The organism is Rhodothermales bacterium, assembly GCA_013002345.1.
Taxonomy (GTDB): domain Bacteria; phylum Bacteroidota; class Rhodothermia; order Rhodothermales; family JABDKH01; genus JABDKH01.
Genome location: JABDKH010000305.1, coordinates 25,023 through 45,547, shown reverse-complemented (window position 1 = coordinate 45,547; position 20,525 = coordinate 25,023). Strand labels below are relative to the sequence as shown.

The window sequence follows — 20,525 nt, the reverse complement described above, 5'->3', positions numbered from 1 at the left end:
CCTCGTTTACACTGACGGATGGCTTATGATTCTGCGGGACGAGCCACTCGCCGACGCCGAAACGAGTCTGCTTCCGACCGAGGATGGCAAGCCCTCTACGTGGACTCAACAGCCCAACCTGAAGTTCAACGCCATGTTTCAGCGAGGCTTGCCGAAGGGCATCCTCATAGTGGGTGACGCCGGGCCGGCCGCGGATAAATCCGTTAAGCAGGCGGCCAAGGAGCAGCTGGCACAGCTTGATGGTGTGGGCTCGCTCTCACTGAAGGCCTCCGAGTCGTCCACGCAGTATCCACCGTTCTTCGTCATATCGAGCGAACTTGCCGACAATCTGCTGGAACCGTCAGGCAATTCGATCGAGGAATTGAGGGCACAGATCGGAGAATCCGTAACACCGGTCGTGTTCGCCGTCCCGGATGTCGTCGTGAGCAGCACGCTCTCGAATGGAGGCGACGAACTTGGAACCGAGAATGTCCTGGCGCTTGTGGAGGGATCAGATCCGGTTCTCAAGAACGAGGTCGTGTTGATCTCATCCCATTACGACCATATCGGGCTCGCGTCGGGCTCCAAAGACGGCGATACGGTCAACAATGGAGCCGACGATGACGGGTCGGGTACCGTTGCCCTCCTCGAGATCGCCGAGGCATTCATGCGGGCAAAGGAGGACGGACATGGCCCGCGACGATCAATCTTGTTCGTCAACTTCACCGGGGAAGAAAAAGGACTTCTTGGATCAGCTTATTTCGCTGACGTCGAACCTACGGTCGCGCTCGAGAACATCGTGTCCGTTCTGAATATTGATATGATCGGACGAGCGGATCCGACTCACACAGGAGATTCAGATCAATACGTCTATATCATCGGATCGAACCTGATCTCGAAGGAACTGCATGAAATAAACGTCGGCGTCAATGACGTCACCGGAATCGGACTCGATCTAAATGAGCGCTTCAACTCGAAGGACGATCCCAATCGATTCTACGCGCGCTCCGATCAATGGAATTTCGGCAAGCACAACATCCCGTTCATCTTCTTCTTTACGGGCACGCACGAAGACTACCACCAACCGGGCGACGAGGCACACAAGATCCTCTATGATCGGATGGCCGACATTTCGAGGCTGATATTCGGTACGGCCTGGCAGCTGGCAAATCAGGACGAACGTCCAGAGCTGTCCGGAACAGGATTTAACTAGGCGGCCGTCGTTCGTGAGATGTCGTTACGACGTGCCCGCGCGATGACGTGTGGGCGCGCGTCTCGATGTCAGTACACGGCAGGAGCGTTCACGGCTTCGACCCGGGTTATCAGCGGCACGCTCCGCTTGATGGCCTGCTCAATGCCCGCCCTGAGCGTCATGGTGCTCATCGGACACGTGCCACAGGCGCCAAGCAACTCGAGCTCCACCACCATGTCCGGCGTGATGTTCAGCAGGCGCACAGACCCTCCATCAGCCATCAGATAGGGCCGGAGAACGTCAAGGGTTTCTTCGATCTGAGCACGAAGACCCTCGTCCGCAGACGGATCCGGTTCCACGTTGCCGTCCGAGTCGGGAGAAATTTGGCTCTTGTCTGTCATCAGGGAGTGACGATGTAGGCGCAACTTCGGCTTCGGCCGCTTGCAGGGTTGACCGGGGCCGTCTTCTACCTATAGAGGATTTCTACTTTCTGCGATGGCTCAAGATCCGCATTCCGAAGCTCCACTTGCCTCACAGCTTCGAGTGCGATCTGACTGAATGCCCTGGAAGACGCTGAATCGGGTCTTCCGATGACGATCGGCTCACCCGCATCGCAGGACTCCCGTAGCTCCTGCTCTATGGGCACTTCGCCCAGGAAGGAAACGCCCAGATCCTCAGACAGGCGACGCGCGCCACCCTCCCCGAACAGATGATACTTCCGGTCGGGAAGATCGGGCGGTGTGAAGTAGGCCATATTCTCGACGATTCCGATCACCGGCACATTGACCTGCTCAAACATCGCGACTCCCTTGCGGGCGTCCGCCAGGGCCACCTCCTGTGGCGTCGACACGATGATTGCACCCGACAGGGGTATCGTCTGCACTATGGTCAACTGAATGTCACCCGTCCCGGGAGGCAGATCCATCACCAGGTAGTCCAATTCACCCCAGGCGGTGTCACCGAGAAACTGGCGAACGGCACTCGATACCATCGGGCCCCTCCAGATGACAGCCTTCAACTCGTCGACCAGAAAACCCATCGAAAGCAGCTTGACGCCGAATCGTTCGACCGGTATGATCTTTCTATTCGCATCAACACTTGGTTTCGCGTCCCTCACGCCGAACATCGTGGGCACGGACGGTCCGTAGATATCCGTATCGACAAGACCCACGTCAAAACCCTGCCGGGCCAGCGAGACAGCGAGGTTGGCGGCCACAGTACTCTTGCCGACGCCCCCTTTTCCGGAGGCCACAGCAATCGTGTTTGTGATACCCTCTCCAAGCGAAGGCGATTCCTGATCACCCAGTACCTGAAGATCGTCGCCCAGGCCGATCATCTCATTATCGACTTCGACACGAATCGGTCCGAAATCGATACCGGCATTGCTGATGGCGGCCTCGCACAGCTTCGCGACACTGTCGGCGAACTGCGACATCGGATCCCTCAGCATCACCGTGAATGATATGCCTGATTCACTGACGCTCAGTCTTCGAATCAGGTTCAGACGAACAATATCCTTTTTGTTCGACGGGTCGATGACGGTACGTAGCGCGTCGAGTACAGCCTCGGGCGATGGGGTCATTTCGGTCTGCAATTATTATCAGATCAGTAGTGGGTGCAGTAATGCTGCGACGGGACTTTGTTCCAACGCGTCAGCTACGCAAGCCCGGCGAGCTGCCGCGCAACCTTGATGGCAAGACCGTGCCGGAGGCCCCACGGGCTGACAATACACTGATCAGCGCCCAGATAGTCGAACACGACGTCCAGCACAAGGACCCCGGCCGCAATGACGTCCGCGCGTCCGGCCAGAACGGCGGGGTTGAGCGCGAGTGTCTCGTCAAAGGTGCGGGTAAGCAGATTTCGACGCCACTCACCGACCAGACTCCTCGACAGATTCGACGGCTGTCCGTTCGGCCTGGAACCCGGAGCCGCTTCTTCCACGATCAATGCAAGCGCTCGTATCGTGCCCGCCGCACCGACCATCATCCACTCGCCATCGACCGGTTTCGACGCAGCCTCCAGCGCTGTTCTGACCGTTGACTCGGCCTCCGCAACTTGAGATGCCGTCGGAGGCAACTGCCCGAAGCACCGCTCCGTAAGTCTGACGGACCCCACATTCAGACTTGATAATGCATCCAGCGTCATCACCCCGTCGCTCCGGTGCGTATACGTCAGTTCCGTCGAGCCGCCTCCGATGTCGACCACGACAGTCCGAATGTCATTCGGAAGATCCAGACAACTCACCGCACCGATGCTCGTGAGTAGCGCTTCATCTTCACCCGAGATAATCTCGTAATCGATTCCCGTGTGCTCGCGAACGAAATTGACCAGACTTTCGGGATCCGCAGAATCTCTCGAAGCACTTGTGCCTACGGTGACGAGTCGTTCGACGCCCGCGCCCGCCGCGATTGCGCCGAAATCCGAAAGCGCAACGCGAAGGCGTTCCAGAGCGTCCGGATGAACCTCCCCCGAAGCATCTACCCCCTGCCCAAGCCTGACGTAGCGAGTCTCCGTTCGAAGCGGAACGATCCCGCCGCTCAGCGTGGCAGAGAAGAGCAACAGGTGCGCCGTGTTCGTGCCGACATCGATCGTTCCAAAAATTTGCGACACGCGGTCTACCCCTTCGTTCTGACGAATGACGCTGCCCACCATTCCGCCTCGCTCGCTTCGTCGACAAGCGACACACCAGACTCCTCACCAGCCTGAATCATCATATCTCGATCCTGTAATAGCAAACCGGACAACACAAGATAGCCCCTGTCTGCAAGCCTGTCCGTCAGATCGGGGAGCATGTTCTTCAGGGCGGTTCGATTGATGTTGGCGAGGACCAGATCAAAGCCGCGTCCATCGACCGCAGCCAGATCGCCGTGAAAGAAGTGAATCTTTTCTGAGACCGCGTTTCGCTCAAAGTTCTCAACGCAGTTGACGGCCGACCACTCATCAATGTCAAAAGCAACGACATCCTCGGCCCCGAGAATCGCTGCCGCAATAGCGAGGACGCCCGTACCCGTTCCGACATCCATGACCCGGGCGCCCGGCCGGACGAGGTCCTCCGTAAAGCCGAGAGCCAGGCGCGTGCTTTCGTGATGACCGGTCCCGAAACTCATCTTCGGATCAATCCAGATGGCCACCTTGCCTGTAACCGGTGTGTCGGACCAGGTCGGAAGAATCACAAAACGTCCGGCGATCACTGGAACCACGGAACGTTCCCATTCGCTGTTCCAGTTTCTGGACGGAATCGTGTTGAAGGTGAGCTCACAGGGTCCCGCCACTTTCTGAATGGCCTTCGACGTCGCATCGCGTAGCGCCTGAGAATCGCGACTGGCCGGGACGTAAGCCTTCAACTCATCATCTGATTCGAGGAAGGCCTCATAGTCGAGGTCGGACAGTACGGCGATAACCACATCGTGAAGTTCCGGTGCCAACGGTGCCAGAACTTCCAGCGTGTCCATAGTTGTCACGGCTCCGTCAGCGGGCAGACTGCTTCGAATCGAGGACCCGAACTACGATTCCCCACGCCGACGGATCGGTGGGGGCATCGTCTCCGAAATCTCCGAACGCATGAGAGAAGTCAGTCTTGAACCGGACGACGTATGTGCCGGGCTGGAGTTCGATCACTCCGTCAAACTTGCGGTTCCTGTCATCGCCACCTGCCGGCGCCGTATCCGTATAGTTCATTTCCCAGACCGTATTCCCGTCCGTGGTCTCGAGCCAGCCGTAGTCGTACCGACCGTTCATCGAGATCTCACCGACGGACACCACTCGCAGGCGCGTCGTCTTGTCAAGGCTGAACGCGTGCTTCACCTCCTGCTCATTGCCGAGACTGCGGGCATCAAGTAGCACGGTGCCGGTGGTAGGACCCTGCCCCGGTGAAACCGGCGGAAGAGGAGCCATCATTTTGGCTGGTCCGGTATCCTCTTTGGACTCAATAACCCGAATGCTTTCGGAGCCACCAAATGGAAACATCGCGACGCCCCATCTGTCGGGGTGATCCGGGATCCCGTTTGACCATTTCCCGAACGCATGCGAGTCGTCCGTCTGATAGTAGAGCGAATAGGTGCCGGGCACGAGCCTGACAAACGCCGTCTCCTCGCGATTGCCCTTATGACCCCCACCGGGATACGAGGCCGCCCAACTCATCTCCCAGACCTTCTCATCATTGGAGTCGTTTCGCAGCCAGCCGTAATCATAAAGGTTGCCGCTGCGCCTCAGTTCCCCCGCAGCGTGCATCACGACTCCTACCGTATCGGACACGACAAACTGCAACTGTCGATGCTCATCATTACCGACGTCGCTGATGCGCAACATCGGCGTCGCACTTTTCCACGGGTCATAGGCGGCAATCGAGGATGCGTCGGCGTCATCGTTCAGGTAGAGAGTCAAACCCCAGCCGGACGGATCGAAAGGCGGATTGGCGATCCAGTCATCGTAAGCGTGGGCGCCATCCGTCTTGAATACCGCCCGGTAAAGTCCGGGCTCCAGACTTAGATCCTGGCGGCATTGCCGATTCTCGGCCATTCCGCCGGCGGCGTCCGAGTTCGCCTCGTTAAGCTCCCACACCCGATCTCCCGAAAACGCTTCCTCAATCCAGCCATAGTCGCATTCGTTGCGTCGGCAAATCTCGCCAATGGAGTAAAGGCTCAGCGACAAATCATCGGAGACCTGGAACACCAGTTCCGATTTCGCCTGATTGCCGAGTGGACCCGTACTCCAGAATACTCGCTCTACAAGAGGCACGGAGCTCGCGTCATCTTCCGTCACGGCAACGAAGCGCGTACTCCCCTCTTGCAAACCCGACGACAGCACAAAGCTCCATTCTGTCACGTCAGCCGTCCAGTGCGTACCCAGGAGTGACTTGAACAGGTTGCCGGCTTTCCTCGACGACCGTGTGTTTCCGTACGTGGTGAAGTAAACATCGTATGCACCGGGACCAAGCGTAACGGTTGCCGTACTTCGCGCAAGCGTGGTCTTCTCGATCTGGACGTTGGTCGGCTCCATCTTCCACACAACGTTCCTGCTGGATCGATCCAGGATCCAGGGATAGGCAGCCAGCGCCGGCACGGGCCGTGACGGATCAAACTTTTCCTCGATCGAACCCGTTGCCTCCACAACAAATGGCTCTGCGCTGTCCAGGCTGAAGGACGCGTGTTCCAGTTTCGCAACGGCCTTCGAGACGCCGAGAGGCGAGGAGTCAAAGTTGGACATCACGACGAGTCCGTCTGGAGAGCCCGGGCCTATCATGACGCGCGCTACCAGTCCGATCGTCAATGCCGCCAGGACGAATAACTGGAAGCGAACTACCTTTTTGTTCCGCATAGTGAGCCTGATTTGATTCGGTAGTCCGTGTACGGCCGTAAGCGTGCAAAGTTACTCTCTTCCCGGTCCGGAATCTGAGAAGGAAGTTCCAGCCGACAATCGCAACGAGGCTTCAAAATCTGCGTAGGTCGGAGTTCGCGCAGATGCAAGACGACCGCGCGAGGGTTATGTTTAAGGTTTGCGCGGCCGTTGGATGCCTGCACCGGCATACTTGCATGGATCCACCGCCGCAGTGAGAGAAAACCCCGATAATGGAAGGTTCCGTCCGCCGCTCACATATAGGTAGCCTGCCCTTCTTTGGTGCTACCAGACCAGCACGTGACTGGCTGCTGGCAGCCGTGGCGACCGTCGCGATCGCACTCGGGGTGGGCTACCATGTTCTGACGTTGCAGAATGCTGCACCGGCGGGCATGGTCGGGAAGTTCGTGTACGAGCTCGTCGTTCTGTTCGGCTATCTGATCGTCTACTTGTTTCTCTCGGAGCGCTTTCGCGATCGACCGACATCATCCATCCGGGTGTTCTGGTCACCGCTGATTGCCGGGTTGGGCTTCCTGGTCGTTCACTACCTGGTCACGACTTTTGGGAAGCCGCCGGACATGCCCGGCCTGGCGTCAGCGTCGCTCGGTTTCGAGTATGAAACCGGCCGACCCCTGGTACCGGCGACGATTCTAAAGATGACCGTGCTCAGTCTGGGCGGCGCAGTCTTCTCGTTCATCCTGCTTCTCCGATTTCGAGACCTCGTACTCGTCAAGCGTACTCGATCCAGTCAGCGAAACTGGTATCTGATGCTCGGCCTCATGGTGTTCGCGTCCGCACTGACTTTCGGCAAATCACCGGAGTCCGAACCGACGGCATGGCAGCGCCTGGCCATCATACCCGCCGTCGGTTTCATGGTGGTCAACTCGCTTCGACTGTCGTGGATTGTCTTCCTCAGGTTCTCCGAAAAAATCATTTGCATCGGGATGGCTTTCATCCTGATCCTGCTGCTGTCCGGTATCGGCATAATGGAGGACAGTGTGGCGGCAGACGCGCTGGACATACCGTCGAGCTACACGTTCATCAAGCACTACAGCTATCCGCTTTCTCAGTTCGTCACGCTATCGATCATCTTCGGAATTCTGTACACCGCGACGGCCCTTCTCTCGCTCTTCTTTCATCTCCCTACCACTAGCGATTTCCAGCAGAGGGCGGGCGAGCTGGCCGCGATGCATTCGTTCACGCATCTCGTTGGCCAGGTGATGGAGCCGGACAAGCTCTACTCCTCAATCGTGATGTCACCATTGGAGGCCGGCGCCGCGAGTGCATCGTGGCTTGCGATTCCGGACCGTTCGTCTCCGTCGCTCGCTCCCATGGTTGTGGCTTCGGGAGGAATGACAACGGATCAGGTTCTGTCTTCGGTAGATGTCGACGCGATCTTCGATGAGGTGAAGGAGTCAGGTGCCGATGTCTTGCTGGAACAGGCACCGGCAGACCACCGGGTACGGCTCAAACCCGGAGAGGGAATCGGGAGTCTCCTGGCCGTGCCGCTCCTGGCTCGCGATGAGGTCCTTGGCGCCCTCTTCGTAACCAAGGAGGTCAGTCAGGGGTTTGAGCGGGATGACGTCAACGCGATCGGTGTTTTTGCAGCTCAGGCTGCGCTCGCGATCGACAACGCGCGTCTGTTCGAGGAGCGAATCGATCGTGAACGGCTGTCTCGCGAACTTGCGATTGCTCGCGAGGTCCAGCGCAAGCTGCTTCCGCAAATTCTGCCCGCGATGGCCGGGCTATCAATTGCCGCCAACAGCGTCCCGGCGCAGGAAGTGGGAGGAGACTATTACGACTTCCTCAAGCTGGATGACGACAGACTTGCCTTTATCGTAGCCGACGTGTCCGGCAAGGGAACGTCTGCAGCGTTCTATATGGCCGAAATGCAGGGGATCTTCCGTTCTCTGAGCCGTATCAGTACATCGCCAGTCGACTTCCTGATGAATGCGAACGTTGCCCTTTCGGCCACTCTCGAACGAAACGTGTTCGTCTCTGTGATCTACGGTGTTGTCGACGTGGCTGCTGAGACCCTGACGATGGCCCGCGCAGGCCACTGCCCTGCTGCCAGAATCGGCATTGACGGGAAGGCGCGACTTCTCAGAACAAACGGGATGGGGCTCGGATTGGATATAAGCGCCCTATTCTCGGAAACACTGTCGCAAGAGGTGATCAACCTGCAGCCTGGCGACGTGTTTGCTCTATACACGGACGGCGTCGTCGAAAGCCGCAATCCTGCCGGCGCGGAGTACGGCTACGACCGGCTGTTGTCAATTCTGTGCAACAATCGACACGAAGAGGCCGGCGATCTTCACTCCGTGTTGTTCAGAGATCTCGACTCTTTTGTTGGGAAAGCTGAATATGATGACGATACAACCCTGGTAGTTCTAAAATGGCACGGCATCGAGGTCAGTAAAATCGCCTCTTCGCCTGCATTTGCGACCACAGAGCTTCCCGAAGCATGATCCATTTTCCGTAATTTTGGCGGACCGGGCTAACCACGGCAACACAATCAATCGAATACCCATGAGCAATTTCTCTGTCGGCTTCCGCACCAACGGCTCTATACAGATTCTCGAGCTTAATGGAGAGCTGGATGCGCACACTGCGTCCGAGCTGGAGGCCGCGATTCAGAAATGCCGAGACGCAAGCAACCATAGCATTGTGGTCAATGGCAAGAATCTACAGTATATCTCGAGCGCCGGCCTTGGCGTCTTCATGGCGTACATAGAGGAATTGCGAGAACAGGGTGGCGACATAAAAATCGCCGCGCTTCAACCACGCGTGTACAACGTATTCGACCTCCTCGGCTTCCCGATGCTCTTTGACATCGTCGATTCGGAGGAAGACGCGATTTCCAAATTCCAGTCAAACGGCGGCTAGCGCACACCAGCCCCGTGTCTCGATCAATACATACGTTGACTATTCCGAGCTCGACGCGCTTTCTGGAGGACGTGCGTCGTTTTGTGGAGCAACATGCACTGGAGGCCGACTTCGCCGCCAAGGATGTCGGTGAGCTCAAAATCGCCGTAGACGAGGCATGTGCCAACGTCATCGAGCATGCCTACAAAGGGGATGACTCACACAATATTGATGTCGATGTGATCGTCCGACCAGACCGCTTCACCGTTCGGATCCGCGATGAGGGCGAGTCGTTCTCCCAGAACACTTACCAGGAACCAGACATTTTTGATTTCGCGCGGCAGGGAAAGGCCGGAGGCTTCGGCGTGCAGATCATGCGTCGCCTGATGGATCATGTAGAGTATCGCGCGAAAGGCAGGTCCAACGAGTGCAGCCTGACCAAGTACAGGTAGTCACGCGTCAGACCGCCTGCCCGTGGTAGATCGTGACAATGCCGAATGTCATTGGACGACTTCGGACTTCTGTGAATCCCGCCCTTTCGACGATTCCCGTCATTTCCTCTCCATCCGGGAACGCGGCAACGGACTCGGGCAAATAGGTATACGCCCCTTCATCTTTGGACACGACCCGTCCCACGTGCGGCAGCACGAATCTGGAATACGCCGCATACAGTTGCTTGATCGGAAACGTGCGAGGCTGGCTGAATTCCAGAATCACCACCTTTCCGCCCGGCTTGAGGACTCTCGACATTTCCGACAGACCCAGTCCCAGATTCTCAAAATTCCGCACACCGAACGCCACCGTCACGGCGTCGAATTCGTCGTCGCCGAACGGAAGGTTCTCCGCATCCGCCGGCTGAAGCGTAATGACGTTCTGCGCTCCGGCCGCGTCGATCTTCGTTCGTCCGACCGCGAGCATTTCTTCGGCGATATCCACACCGATGACCTGTTCCGGGTTGAGCGAAAGTGACTCGATCGCCAGGTCGGCCGTGCCGGTAGCTACGTCCAGGATCCGGTGCAGAGGGGACGTATGCCTCTTCAGTATACGGACGACCTCCTTTCGCCAGAGACGATCGATACCCAGGCTGAGAACGCGGTTGAGCAAATCGTAGCGCGGCGCGATGTTGTCGAACATCCGACCTACGTGCTCCTTCTTTCCTGCTACTTCGCCGATCGGCGGGGCGCTGGGCATATAATTGGTGTTTGGATCAGCTGAGAAGCTTGGCCAGTTGAAGAAGGTCGTAGTCGATATCCTTCTTCCGACTCCACACGCTACGCATGGGCGTGAATTTGATCTCCTGATCCACGATTCCCACCATGACGTCGGTGTAGCCATCGACCAGCGCGCGGACCGCCTCGACTCCAAGGCGGCTTGCCAGCACTCGATCCCGAGCGGATGGTGAACCGCCCCTCTGTGTATGCCCCAGAATGCAGACCCGGAGATCGATGTGCGAGAAAAGCGGATCGCGCCGCAATTCCTCGGCAATGATCTGCGCTCCACCCATCTCGTCACCTTCCGCGACAACTACGATAGACGAGCGCGCGTGACCCGTCATTACAGACTGGATTTTTTTCCGTATCTCACCCATGTCTGACAGCGTTTCCGGGAGTAGAACCATCTCGGCGCCGCCTCCGACAGCCGCGTTCAAGGCGATGAAGCCTGCATCCCGTCCCATGACTTCCACGAGGAAGAGTCGGTCGTGTGCATCCGCAGTATCCCGGATCTTGTCAATATTCTCGATGGCCGTGTTGAGTGCCGTGTCGTACCCGATCGTCTCGTCCGTACCGAACAGATCGTTATCGATGGTGCCGGGACAGCCAACGACACGAATGTCGTGTTCCTGGTTCAACAGCGCAGCACCTTGCAGCGTCCCATCGCCTCCGATCGCCACGAGGGCATCAATACCTGAATCCGCCAGATGCCCGGCCGCCGCCGTACGTCCCTCCGGGGTCCTGAATTCAGGCGAACGAGCACTTTTGAGAATGGTGCCCCCCTTCTGCAGGATGTTTGACACCGATTGCGAGTCCATCTCCACAAAGTCGCCGTCGATCATGCCGGCGTAACCCCGACGAATACCGTACGGCTCGATGTCATGCTCGATGAGCGCACGAACCGCCGCACGAACGCACGCGTTCATTCCGGGGGCGTCGCCACCACTCGTAAATACACCGACACGTCTTAACTCTTGCATTTGCGCACGGTCTAAAGGGGTCTGACGACGACAATGCCGATCTGGATCTCGATGTTCTCCACGTACCGTTGAAGATCGGGCGAAACCATCACGCCGCCGGACGTCGAAGCATGAAGGAAACCCACTGAATTCTCATCCCTGTAGACGAGACCGGAGTGAGACACGTCCAGACCCTTGATGCTCGTTGCAGTGGCGATAATGTCACCAGCCTCGAGACGATCGTAGACCTCGCGAATACGACCCTGCGGAACGTAGAACAGTTTCAGATTTTCGAGGGACGCCTCCATTTCGACGATGCCCGCGAAGAGGCTGTCGTCCTCTGCGAATCTCGGATAACTGCCGCGATGAGTACTCATAAAATCCAATCGCTTCTCTAGCTGGTCTCCCCCCAGCTCAGCCGTTATGTTCCGGACCGTACCTCTGCGCTCGTTATCGAGAATCCACTCAGAGAAATAGTGTAGACGGCTGCAATACCCGTCCTCGACTCCTGAGCGGTATCTCAACGATCGGAGGTTGTCGAGATAGCCACTGTATGTGTAGTCCTGCTCGCGGATGCTACGCGCGGCAGCCACGGCCGTCTCTACGAGCAGGACACAGTCAAACGTTTCGAACGACGCCACGAGAGTCTCGACAGGCGATTGATCGAGCAGGCCCGCCTCGTATGGAGCACCCACAAAACGGAGTGCAACATTCTGAACGATCTGGCCAATCGGAAGTCGATGCCATTCATCCTGCATGGCCGCACTCATCAACGAGTCGAATGCAGGGTGCGCCTGTTCGGGCACAGCCAGATCTGGACCCGGCTTGCCTCGCTCACTCCCGGCGCTCCTGTCGCAGCCGGAGAGAACAAGACCGGCCGACAGAATGCCGGCCAGCAGCATCGACGATCCCTTCATCTGATTTACCATTTATTCGGATTTGGACCCTGCCCGACGCTCCACGAGGACTGGACCGTGAGGGCATCCTGGAGGAGCCCCAGGAAGTCCACACGATCGACCTCTATCGCACCGAATAGAGCGAGGTGAGGCGTAAGGTACTGCGTATCCAGAAGCCGAAAGTTACCCCGCCGCAATCTACTCACGAGATCCACGAGAGCCACCTTGGAAGCATTGGGAACTTCGTTGTACATGGACTCCCCGAAGAAGGCGCCGCGCAGCGCAACTCCGTAGAGACCACCGACAAGCGCCCCGCCCTCCCACACCTCGATGGAGTGCGCGAAGCCCTGCTCGTGCAGGGCCGTGTACAACGTGATCATCTCGCTCGAAATCCACGTTTCGGATCGACCTGCGCATCCATGTATGACCCTGTCGAACTCCTGGTCCGTCGTCGTTGTAAAACGGCCATCGCGCAGAACGCGACGAACGGATCTCGGCAGGTGGAACCTCTCCAACGGGATGATTGCACGCGGATCCGGCGAAAGCCAGTAGATCTGGTCCTCTTCATCCGGAATATGCATCGGGAAAGCGCCGCTGATGTAGGCCCGCAACACGAGTTCCGGAGTTACGACCGGATGCATCGGTTCTTCCACGAGACTGCGCTGTTCGTATTATTGGGTCAGATCGGCGTACGGATCGGTCTGCACGATTATCCTGACAAACATAATGAACACTGGCTCGCAAAGATTCCGCACACAGCTTGGCGAAATGGTGGCCGAGTTGCTGCTTGACGATGGCAAGGCGACAGTCAACGGGGACTTACTTACGTATTCGCTGGAGCGCCTGTCTGAGCAGCACTATCACATCCTCCTGAACGGTCGAAGCTACTCCGTATTCCTGATTTCCGTCGGCGATAATGCATTCCGGGTCAGCGTCAATGGCAAGGCCACCGAGATCGTCGTCAAGAGCGAACGCGAAATGCTGCTTGAGGCATACGGTCTGGACCACGACGCTGGAGGAGCGAACAAGTCCGTTCGCGCGCCTATGCCGGGCCTCGTGTTGAGTACCCTCGTTAAGCCCGGGGATACGATCAAGCGAGGCGAGGGTCTGTTGGTTCTCGAAGCCATGAAGATGGAGAACGAGATTCGAGCTGTCGCCGACGGGGTCGTGAAGACGGTTCACGTCGAAGCCGGCGACGCGGTGGGCAAAAACACCGTCCTCATTGAACTCGAGTAAACACCCCCTGAGGTACCATGACAACTCTTGTGACTGGAGCCACCGGACTGGTTGGATCGGCAGTGGTCTCCGAACTTATCAACAGGGGAGAATCCGTCCGTATCCTGCGTCGTGAGAAATCGGCGATGGATCTTCTGGGCGAACTCGCCGACAAGGTGGATCACCGGATCGGCGATGTAACCGATCGCGTGTCCGTTGATGAGGCGATGCAGGGCGTTGACGTGCTCTATCATGTTGCGGCCCGCCTCGGTTTTGGAGGAAAGAAGGAGACCCGCGACATGATGCGAGTCAATGTCGACGGAACGCGCAACGTCGTTGATGCCGCACTGCATGCCGGTGTAAAGCGGATGGTCCACACGTCCAGCATTGCTGCACTCGGGCGGGCGGACTGGTCGGAGGGGGTGATGGACGAGAACTCAGAATGGCAGGACTCTCCGGCTAACACCGTGTACGGGGTAAGCAAGCATAAAGCCGAACTGGAAGTCTTCCGGGGAATCGCGGAAGGACTCGATGCGGTGATGGTCAATCCGTCCATGATATTCGGAGTTGGTCGACCCGGTGAAAACACACGCCAGTTGGTGGACCAGGTTCGAAGACGTCAGCTTCCGGCTGCGCCGACCGGCGGCAACGGTGTCGTCGACGTGCTCGACGTGGCGGCCGGCCATCTTCGAGCCATGGACGAGGGCGGTACCGGAGAACGCTATATCCTGTCGGGCGAGAATCTGAGCTGGCGAACGATCATCGACATGGTTGCTGAAGGCTTCGGGGTCCGGCCCCCTCGGCTGCAACTCTCACTGCCGCTGGGCATGGTGTTGGCCACCGTGATGGAAGCATCCGGCCGACTGTTCCGATTCAGGCCGCTGATTACCAGAGAGGCGGTAACTCAAGCGTCGCGAACCTTCGAATACAGCAACAAGAAGGCCGTGGATGAACTCGCCTGTACATTCAGGCCTTTTCAGGAAACGATAGAGCGAATCGTCCGCGCCATCGGGTAAACCCTAGTAGCGGAATTGTGCTGCAACAAGCCACGAGCGTCCCGGAGCCGCGAGCCTGGCGCCCTGATCCTCAATGTACACATGGCCGTGAGGGGCGTACGAGGTGTCAAACAAATTGAAGACTCCCGTTCTGAGTCCTAGCTTTTTCGACAGCGGCAGACCGAGCCAGGCGTGAAAAGCGACGTATCCGTTGCTGGTCGGCTCATTCAGCGACGTGGCTACACGATTCTGTCGGGCGGCGAATTCGCTCGACAACTCAAGAAGTATTCGCCCGCGAGCTGCGGACGCTTCCAGGTTGAGACGGCCGTTCAGCGGGAAGATCAGAGGAAGCGGCTCCTTGAGCGTTCGATTCTGACCCCACGCCAGTGCGAATGTGCCGGAGGCCGTAACGAACGGCAGCACTTCTCGCATGACGGCCACCTCCACGCCCCCGATTCTCGCATCCGTGTTGGCGAGCACGAACCCGCCGACGGTCGAGTCGATTCGGGCGGTGATATAGCCTCGCGAATCGAAAACGAACGAGCGGAGCGTGACTGACTGGCGGTCAGTCTCTCGCACGAGGCGCATACCGAGGAAGGTCAGCCGCTCTCCGCTCAGGTCCAGACGTCCAGTAATGGCAGCAGACGGCAGGCCCTCGATACCGGGCAGTGCCACAGGCGACAGCGCCATCGCCGACGGCTCGATCGATTGCACCGAAATCGTGCCGGAAACACGCCACCGGCGATTAGCCTGTACACTTAGATTGGCGGCAACGGCAGGACGTATTCGACGCACGGAACTTCCGAGCGGCTCCGCCCGCATCTCCCGTGTTCGGGTGCGAAAGATCGTCGCCCGCCCAGCAAAGCTGAGATCAACCTTACCGCGGCTGATGCGCCCTGCCACGAACGGTGACAGTTGAAGTCGTTCGGACTCCCACGGCACCTCCGAAACGAAGCCGCCCGCGCTCGAATCTGCCTGCGAGCCGATCCAATCATACGAGGTGGCACTCATCGCGACACCGGCCTGAAGCTGATCGAGCCCGGTAGCCTGAATGTCCGCCGTGGCCAGTGCCTGAAAGTGGCGCGCGTCAGCGTCCATCGAGATCCAGTCGGCCGCAACCCGGCCGGCGCTCCTATCGGACAGTGCTGCTCCGGATTGCGCCCAGCCGACAGATACGTGCGCGCGACGTATTCGCTGGCCCTCGGGAATCGACGTCCACCCCAATGAACCACCCGTGTAGTCGGCCGAGCTCAGGTCAAGGTGTCCGCCCGGGAGATCGGCGTAGCCCACGCGAACCAGCCGGGCCGATGCCGATAGTTCGGAGCGCCCCGACAGAGCAACGGTACTGCCTACAAAAGCACCCCCATGCCGGAACGCACTGTCGTAGGATGCACCTGAGCCGGACGAAAAATCCTGGCCCGACGCAAGGTTTCCTGAGGCCAGTGTTTGCGCGCGGGATCTACGACTCGCAACAGATATGCCCGACCGAAGAGCGTTGAGATTGGTCTGATATCCCAGGTCAACTACCGCACTGCCGCCGAGTGCCCACTCATTTTCCGGCGTCCGACGGTCCCTCGAAAACCCGACCGATGTCGCGGGAAACGTCGACACCGGATCAAGCACAACCGAGCCTCTCAACTGCGACGGCGCCGCCGACACCAGATCGATTCTTCCGACACCGGGAATGGTCAGTATTCCCGAGGGGAGTCGCATCGTATGATCTTCCGTCCTTCCATCCGACAGGCCCCGAACGACAGGATTCGAATACGCCGAGCTGTAGCGTCGTACACCGACGCCCGCGACACGCTGTACACCCGTGCCGTCCTGTGCGAGATATGGATCTCCTCGAGATGGGACTGCAACCATGGCCCGGAATAACTCGGCTGCCACGCTCGACGGCTCCTCGGACAATGGCGATCGGGCCGCCCTCAAAGAGACGACGAGAGGAGCCACGAGATCGGCCGGAATGTCCAGCGGCTGTTCGACAAGAGCCAACCCTGACATTACGACACGAAGCTGATATCGTCCGGCCGGAACGAAACCCAGAGAAAAGACACCGGCCTCATCCGTGACCGTTCCATACAGCGTTCCGACAAGTATCACGTTCGCTCCGCTCACCGGGTCCCCGCCTGCAGTTCGGACAACCTGTCCGACAACTTCCTGCCGAACGGGCTGCGCGAGCGCGGTGTCTCCGACTCCGAGAACGCTCAGAGCCGCTAAGACGAAATAGAGTGGGCGTCGGGACACTATGAATCCTGGGGCCAGGCCTGTGGGTACAGCGAATATAAGCGCTGTCGGACGGCGCCCTTATCAAATTTGTTCTCTGCCTGGACGGGAGTGCGCGCGACAATTCTTTGAAACTCTTCCGGGCAAACTGTGAGAAAAGGAGGCACTCGGCTAGCTTCGACTCGTCACGATAGCTCTCGAACTCTGATCGAAGCGTCGATATCAGTCCCGATCTGCAAAAGCGAAAATATGTCGCAGCGGCCCAATTTGAAGTAGAGAGTGTACCGATCACACATATCATATCGTATCACCGCCGCAGCGCCGGTCTTCGTATTCATCCTTGTCAGCAGCATCGGGTGTCAGCGTGCAGAATCTCCGGTGCAATCTGATGTTCTCTTTGCGACAACGCCGGTCTTCTCGTACATCGTGCAGGAGATTGCCGGCGACGTATTCGACGTCCAGTCCCTGTTGCCGGCCGGTCAGTCACCGCACACGTTCGAGCCGCGGCCGTCTGTGGTGAGAGCCGCATCCAATGCACGTATTCTGATTTACGGTGCTCCAAATCTCGATGAATGGATTACCCGATTCGAGGACTTGCCCCAGGTTTCTCTGATTGGCCTTCTGCCCGACTCGCTCTGGCTGCCCCGCGGCTCTGAGGCTCCGAATCCGCACTTCTGGATGGATCCACTCGCGGTTCAGGCAATAGCCCATCCGCTGTCCGGAACACTCTGCGCACTCGAACCCGATCACTGCGAAGCATTCCGAGCTAATGCCACGGCGTTCCACGCTGATCTCGACAGCCTGAACGCAACGCTTGCACGAGACCTGTCCGCTCTCCGCGGAGCCAGTTTTGTCGTCTCACACGCGTTCCTGGAGTACTTCGCAACACGATATGCGCTGGAGACGACAAGCATCGAGGCGGGATCCAGCGGCCTTGAGCCCTCTCCTCGCACGTTGTCACGGATCCTTGAGTCGGTATCTTCTACTGGAGCCCTCGCCGTCCTGACGGAGACAAGTGAGCCGTCACGCGCGGCCCGAACGGTAGCAGAGTCGGCGGGGATCGGATTGATCGGACTGGATGTAGTGGGTGGAACGGACGGGCGCATGACGTACGGCGAAGTACTTGGATACAACGCCTCCAGACTGCTGGAGGTGATCCGATGAGCGACCTCGTAGTGGAAGCACGGAGCGTCGACGTCAAGATCGGCGAGCACTTCGCACTTCGAAACGTATCGATGACCGTGTCGGCTGGAGATTTCGTCGCCGTGCTCGGACCGAACGGCTCGGGCAAGTCGACGTTCATCAAGTCGCTGCTTGGTATTCGCCCAGTGTCCGGGGGCGTGCTTCACGTGTTTGACCAGAAGCCGGGTCAGGTTGACCCGCAGATGATGGGTTATGTGCCGCAGATCAAGACCTTCGACCGGACTTTCCCTGCGTTGTCGATAGATCTCGTCATCAACGGACTCCGTGGTCGCTGGCCGGCGCGACTAAGAACCGACGACAGGAACCGCGCACTCGAGGCCCTCCGAATGGTGGGTGCCGATCACCTTGCGAGCAAGCGGATTGGATCACTCTCCGGCGGTGAACTTCAGCGCGTGTACCTTGCACGCGGCCTGGTACGCGAGCCACGGCTTCTCCTGCTGGACGAGCCCGCGACAGGTGTGGACGTGCGAGGCGAAGCCGACCTCTATGAGGTCCTGGATGGGTACCGCTCCACCCAGGGGCTCACAATTATCATGGTCACACACGATTGGGAAGCTGCGTTCCATCATGCGACGAACATCCTGCTCCTTAAGAGTGAGCAAATCGCATATGGCCCGCCGGACGTGGCCCTGTCAGAAGACAGACTGCGGGAAGCGTTCGGTCATGTTGGGCACGCCCATTCGATCTACGGGAGCGATTGACATGTCAGAGATGCTGTCACTTCCGTTCATGCAGCGTGCCCTTATCGCGGGCGTGCTGGTAGCTGCTCTCAGCAGCTACCTTGGTGTGTTCGTCGTGCAGCGGAGGCTGAGTTTCCTCGGAAGCGGCCTCGCCCACGCTGCATTCGGCGGCGTTGCCCTCGGGCTCCTCCTGCAAACAGATCCGTTGTGGGTGGCGATCCCGTTCACGATAGCTGTGGCAATCGCGATCAACTGGGTACGCGACCGAACGATACTATCGGGCGACACAGCTGTCGGGATTTTCTTCGCCGTCGCGATGGCTCTGGGAATCATATTCATCACCCTTCGCGATGATTACACGGTCGATGCCTTCTCCTACCTGTTCGGCTCGATACTCATGGTGTCCCGCACAGACCTGTGGCTTTCCGGAGGACTCGTCGTGACCTGTGTGATATCGTACCCGCTGTGGGCGCGATGGGCGTACGCCACATTTGACTCCGAGCTCGCGACGTCGGACCGGTTGAATGTTGCCAGAGACGACTACGTTCTTTCTGTTCTGCTTGCGGTAACGGTAGTCGTTACCGTCAAGGTGGTCGGCGTGCTCCTCGTCGCCGCGTTTCTGGTGCTTCCTGCTGCGTCCGCCCGGCTGCTCACACGTCGATTTGTGAACACCACACTCGTTGCCGTTGCCATCGGCATCCTGACCGCGGTCGCCGGCCTGGTGACTTCCTTCTATGCTGACGTGCCCAGCGGCGCGACGATAATCCTGACCCAGGCCGCAGTTTTTGTGGTCGGCATGGGCGTCGCTCGAGGCGTCGCGGGAAAAGCGTAGGAAACGCCTACTGCGTGCGGAGGGCCTCCGATTTTGCCCGGATCTGTTCGCTGCGGCTGCGGGCTGCGCCTTCCTGATTGACCGTCCGCTCCCACGACCCATAAACCGGATTCGGAAGGACAATCCATCTGCTTCCCCAGTATGCCGCGTTCTGGTCGACCAGAGCCGACCGACCCTCGCTCGACACTCCGTCCGCAACAACGAAGTCGTTGAGGTCATCCCCTACCAGCAGCAGAATACGGTGGTCCTTTGCCACGAAGTCTCGACGACTCGACTTGTCTCCCGTCCATGCCGCAAGTTCACCGCGCGTTAGCACCACGTCGACATCCCCAGCAACCGGAAATCCGTAAGCGATCAGATTGTTGCGTGTTGCCTCTTCAAGATCGGACGAGCGATTCGTGACATAAAAGACCCGAACCCCTGCATCCGAAGCCGACCGGACGAAGTCGAGCGCACCAGGAATCGGGAGGGCGCGTTCTTCCCGCACCCACTCGTTCCACGCATCACGGGCAAAGGTCTGATTTGCACGAACCAACCTTGCCTGAAATGGCGAGTTATCGAGAACGGTTTCATCGACGTCCAGTATGACAGCTGACTGAAACGACCCTGCACCGTGTTGGCCAGGCAGCGCCGACCACGACGTATCCTTCAAGGCTTCGCCCAGTTGCATCGTGGCGACGCGATACGCTTGCAGGGCGGAACCTGCGTACTCAGCCGACAACTGCATCCAGACCGCGGCGTTCAGAGTTTCGTGTCCGGCTGACGAATCCTGGTCGACGACCGTCGCCCTGCGAGCGGGAGCGCACGAGACGAGGAACACCAGGAGTGCCACACTCAACGCAGAGATATAATTAAGCACCGGCGAGTTCAACCCCCGGCTGCTCGCCGTGTTTGATCCCTGGGTGCCAGTCGCATTGTGGGTCTGACTTTTCATCTAC

20 protein-coding genes are annotated in these 20,525 nt (G+C 58.5%); 9 read left to right on the top strand and 11 right to left on the bottom strand.

Going from position 1 to position 20,525, the window contains the following annotated elements; genetic code table 11:
• On the top strand, positions 1 to 1,192 hold a 1,192-nt coding region (locus tag HKN37_14695; GenBank protein ID NNE47896.1), incomplete at its 5' end, for a M28 family peptidase.
• Between the two features lie 68 nt (positions 1,193 to 1,260).
• Here HKN37_14695 and HKN37_14690 read toward each other — a convergent pair.
• The 5 genes from HKN37_14690 to HKN37_14670 all read right to left on the bottom strand — a co-directional run bounded on the left by HKN37_14690 (position 1,261) and on the right by HKN37_14670 (position 6,487).
• Positions 1,261 to 1,572: a NifU family protein gene (locus HKN37_14690; protein ID NNE47895.1), complete on the bottom strand. Its 312-nt coding sequence runs from the start codon at positions 1,570 to 1,572 to the stop codon at positions 1,261 to 1,263.
• 65 nt (positions 1,573 to 1,637) lie between these two features.
• On the bottom strand, positions 1,638 to 2,753 hold the full coding sequence (locus HKN37_14685) for an Mrp/NBP35 family ATP-binding protein (protein NNE47894.1): 1,116 nt from the start codon (positions 2,751 to 2,753) through the stop codon (positions 1,638 to 1,640).
• A 74-nt stretch (positions 2,754 to 2,827) separates the two neighbouring features.
• Complete coding sequence (locus HKN37_14680; GenBank protein NNE47893.1) at positions 2,828 to 3,781, bottom strand: exopolyphosphatase; 954 nt, start codon at positions 3,779 to 3,781, stop codon at positions 2,828 to 2,830.
• Between the two features lie 5 nt (positions 3,782 to 3,786).
• The gene (gene prmA, locus HKN37_14675; GenBank protein ID NNE47892.1) at positions 3,787 to 4,623 is read right to left on the bottom strand and encodes a 50S ribosomal protein L11 methyltransferase; all 837 of its coding nucleotides are present in this window, start codon (positions 4,621 to 4,623) and stop codon (positions 3,787 to 3,789) included.
• Positions 4,624 to 4,639: 16 nt separating this feature from the next.
• The gene (locus HKN37_14670; GenBank protein NNE47891.1) at positions 4,640 to 6,487 is read right to left on the bottom strand and encodes a hypothetical protein; all 1,848 of its coding nucleotides are present in this window, start codon (positions 6,485 to 6,487) and stop codon (positions 4,640 to 4,642) included.
• Positions 6,488 to 6,738: 251 nt separating this feature from the next.
• On the opposite strand from HKN37_14670, the gene HKN37_14665 reads away from it, so the two are divergent.
• The 3 genes from HKN37_14665 (at position 6,739) to HKN37_14655 (ending at position 9,822) form a co-directional block, all read left to right on the top strand.
• Complete coding sequence (locus HKN37_14665; protein NNE47890.1) at positions 6,739 to 8,973, top strand: SpoIIE family protein phosphatase; 2,235 nt, start codon at positions 6,739 to 6,741, stop codon at positions 8,971 to 8,973.
• Positions 8,974 to 9,034: 61 nt separating this feature from the next.
• Positions 9,035 to 9,391 carry an STAS domain-containing protein gene (locus HKN37_14660; GenBank protein NNE47889.1) on the top strand — a complete coding sequence of 119 codons (357 nt, stop codon included), beginning with the start codon at positions 9,035 to 9,037 and terminating at the stop codon, positions 9,389 to 9,391.
• 14 nt (positions 9,392 to 9,405) lie between these two features.
• Entirely contained in the window at positions 9,406 to 9,822 is a 417-nt protein-coding gene (locus HKN37_14655) for an ATP-binding protein (GenBank protein NNE47888.1), read from the top strand.
• A 7-nt stretch (positions 9,823 to 9,829) separates the two neighbouring features.
• Here HKN37_14655 and ubiE read toward each other — a convergent pair whose 3' ends face one another.
• Genes ubiE through HKN37_14635 form a run of 4 tightly spaced genes read right to left on the bottom strand, consistent with a single transcriptional unit; the run spans position 9,830 to position 13,077 of the window.
• The gene (gene ubiE / locus HKN37_14650) at positions 9,830 to 10,561 is read right to left on the bottom strand and encodes a bifunctional demethylmenaquinone methyltransferase/2-methoxy-6-polyprenyl-1,4-benzoquinol methylase UbiE (GenBank protein ID NNE47887.1); all 732 of its coding nucleotides are present in this window, start codon (positions 10,559 to 10,561) and stop codon (positions 9,830 to 9,832) included.
• Positions 10,562 to 10,577: 16 nt separating this feature from the next.
• Entirely contained in the window at positions 10,578 to 11,561 is a 984-nt protein-coding gene (gene pfkA / locus HKN37_14645) for a 6-phosphofructokinase (protein NNE47886.1), read from the bottom strand.
• 11 nt (positions 11,562 to 11,572) lie between these two features.
• Complete coding sequence (locus HKN37_14640; protein ID NNE47885.1) at positions 11,573 to 12,457, bottom strand: DUF1460 domain-containing protein; 885 nt, start codon at positions 12,455 to 12,457, stop codon at positions 11,573 to 11,575.
• Positions 12,458 to 12,462: 5 nt separating this feature from the next.
• Entirely contained in the window at positions 12,463 to 13,077 is a 615-nt protein-coding gene (locus tag HKN37_14635; protein NNE47884.1) for a leucyl/phenylalanyl-tRNA--protein transferase, read from the bottom strand.
• 85 nt (positions 13,078 to 13,162) lie between these two features.
• Here HKN37_14635 and HKN37_14630 point away from each other — a divergent pair, with 85 nt between their 5' ends.
• Both HKN37_14630 and HKN37_14625 read left to right on the top strand, forming a co-directional pair.
• Positions 13,163 to 13,672, top strand: a complete 510-nt coding sequence (locus HKN37_14630; protein ID NNE47883.1) for an acetyl-CoA carboxylase biotin carboxyl carrier protein subunit — start codon at positions 13,163 to 13,165, stop codon at positions 13,670 to 13,672.
• Between the two features lie 17 nt (positions 13,673 to 13,689).
• Positions 13,690 to 14,667: an SDR family oxidoreductase gene (locus tag HKN37_14625; protein NNE47882.1), complete on the top strand. Its 978-nt coding sequence runs from the start codon at positions 13,690 to 13,692 to the stop codon at positions 14,665 to 14,667.
• Between the two features lie 3 nt (positions 14,668 to 14,670).
• Here the strand turns inward: HKN37_14625 and HKN37_14620 are convergent, their stop codons facing one another.
• Positions 14,671 to 16,893, bottom strand: coding sequence for a TonB-dependent receptor (locus tag HKN37_14620; protein NNE47881.1), 2,223 nt, complete (start codon positions 16,891 to 16,893; stop codon positions 14,671 to 14,673).
• A 357-nt stretch (positions 16,894 to 17,250) separates the two neighbouring features.
• Here HKN37_14620 and HKN37_14615 point away from each other — a divergent pair, with 357 nt between their 5' ends.
• The 3 genes from HKN37_14615 to HKN37_14605 are packed head-to-tail and all read left to right on the top strand — an operon-like array spanning position 17,251 to position 19,587.
• Positions 17,251 to 18,036 carry a zinc ABC transporter substrate-binding protein gene (locus HKN37_14615; GenBank protein ID NNE47880.1) on the top strand — a complete coding sequence of 262 codons (786 nt, stop codon included), beginning with the start codon at positions 17,251 to 17,253 and terminating at the stop codon, positions 18,034 to 18,036.
• Positions 18,033 to 18,776, top strand: coding sequence for a metal ABC transporter ATP-binding protein (locus tag HKN37_14610; protein ID NNE47879.1), 744 nt, complete (start codon positions 18,033 to 18,035; stop codon positions 18,774 to 18,776). Before HKN37_14615 ends, HKN37_14610 begins: the two co-directional genes overlap by 4 nt.
• Position 18,777: 1 nt before the next feature.
• The gene (locus tag HKN37_14605; GenBank protein NNE47878.1) at positions 18,778 to 19,587 is read left to right on the top strand and encodes a metal ABC transporter permease; all 810 of its coding nucleotides are present in this window, start codon (positions 18,778 to 18,780) and stop codon (positions 19,585 to 19,587) included.
• 7 nt (positions 19,588 to 19,594) lie between these two features.
• Here HKN37_14605 and HKN37_14600 read toward each other — a convergent pair whose 3' ends face one another.
• On the bottom strand, positions 19,595 to 20,521 hold the full coding sequence (locus HKN37_14600; protein NNE47877.1) for a 5'-nucleotidase, lipoprotein e(P4) family: 927 nt from the start codon (positions 20,519 to 20,521) through the stop codon (positions 19,595 to 19,597).
• Between the last annotated feature and the right edge of the window lie 4 nt (positions 20,522 to 20,525).

Bases quoted from the DNA above. Each gene is read 5' to 3' on its own strand.
- HKN37_14630 (NNE47883.1), top strand. From the start codon at position 13,163: ATGAACACTGGCTCGCAAAGATTCCGCACACAGCTTGGCGAAATGGTG.
- prmA (NNE47892.1), bottom strand. From the start codon at position 4,623: ATGGACACGCTGGAAGTTCTGGCACCGTTGGCACCGGAACTTCACGAT.
- HKN37_14690 (NNE47895.1), bottom strand. From the start codon at position 1,572: ATGACAGACAAGAGCCAAATTTCTCCCGACTCGGACGGCAACGTGGAA.
- ubiE (NNE47887.1), bottom strand. From the start codon at position 10,561: ATGCCCAGCGCCCCGCCGATCGGCGAAGTAGCAGGAAAGAAGGAGCAC.
- HKN37_14670 (NNE47891.1), bottom strand. From the start codon at position 6,487: ATGCGGAACAAAAAGGTAGTTCGCTTCCAGTTATTCGTCCTGGCGGCA.
- pfkA (NNE47886.1), bottom strand. From the start codon at position 11,561: ATGCAAGAGTTAAGACGTGTCGGTGTATTTACGAGTGGTGGCGACGCC.
- HKN37_14600 (NNE47877.1), bottom strand. From the start codon at position 20,521: ATGAAAAGTCAGACCCACAATGCGACTGGCACCCAGGGATCAAACACG.
- HKN37_14685 (NNE47894.1), bottom strand. From the start codon at position 2,753: ATGACCCCATCGCCCGAGGCTGTACTCGACGCGCTACGTACCGTCATC.
- HKN37_14665 (NNE47890.1), top strand. From the start codon at position 6,739: ATGGAAGGTTCCGTCCGCCGCTCACATATAGGTAGCCTGCCCTTCTTT.
- HKN37_14660 (NNE47889.1), top strand. From the start codon at position 9,035: ATGAGCAATTTCTCTGTCGGCTTCCGCACCAACGGCTCTATACAGATT.
- HKN37_14625 (NNE47882.1), top strand. From the start codon at position 13,690: ATGACAACTCTTGTGACTGGAGCCACCGGACTGGTTGGATCGGCAGTG.
- HKN37_14605 (NNE47878.1), top strand. From the start codon at position 18,778: ATGTCAGAGATGCTGTCACTTCCGTTCATGCAGCGTGCCCTTATCGCG.
- HKN37_14635 (NNE47884.1), bottom strand. From the start codon at position 13,077: ATGCATCCGGTCGTAACTCCGGAACTCGTGTTGCGGGCCTACATCAGC.
- HKN37_14640 (NNE47885.1), bottom strand. From the start codon at position 12,457: ATGAAGGGATCGTCGATGCTGCTGGCCGGCATTCTGTCGGCCGGTCTT.
- HKN37_14610 (NNE47879.1), top strand. From the start codon at position 18,033: ATGAGCGACCTCGTAGTGGAAGCACGGAGCGTCGACGTCAAGATCGGC.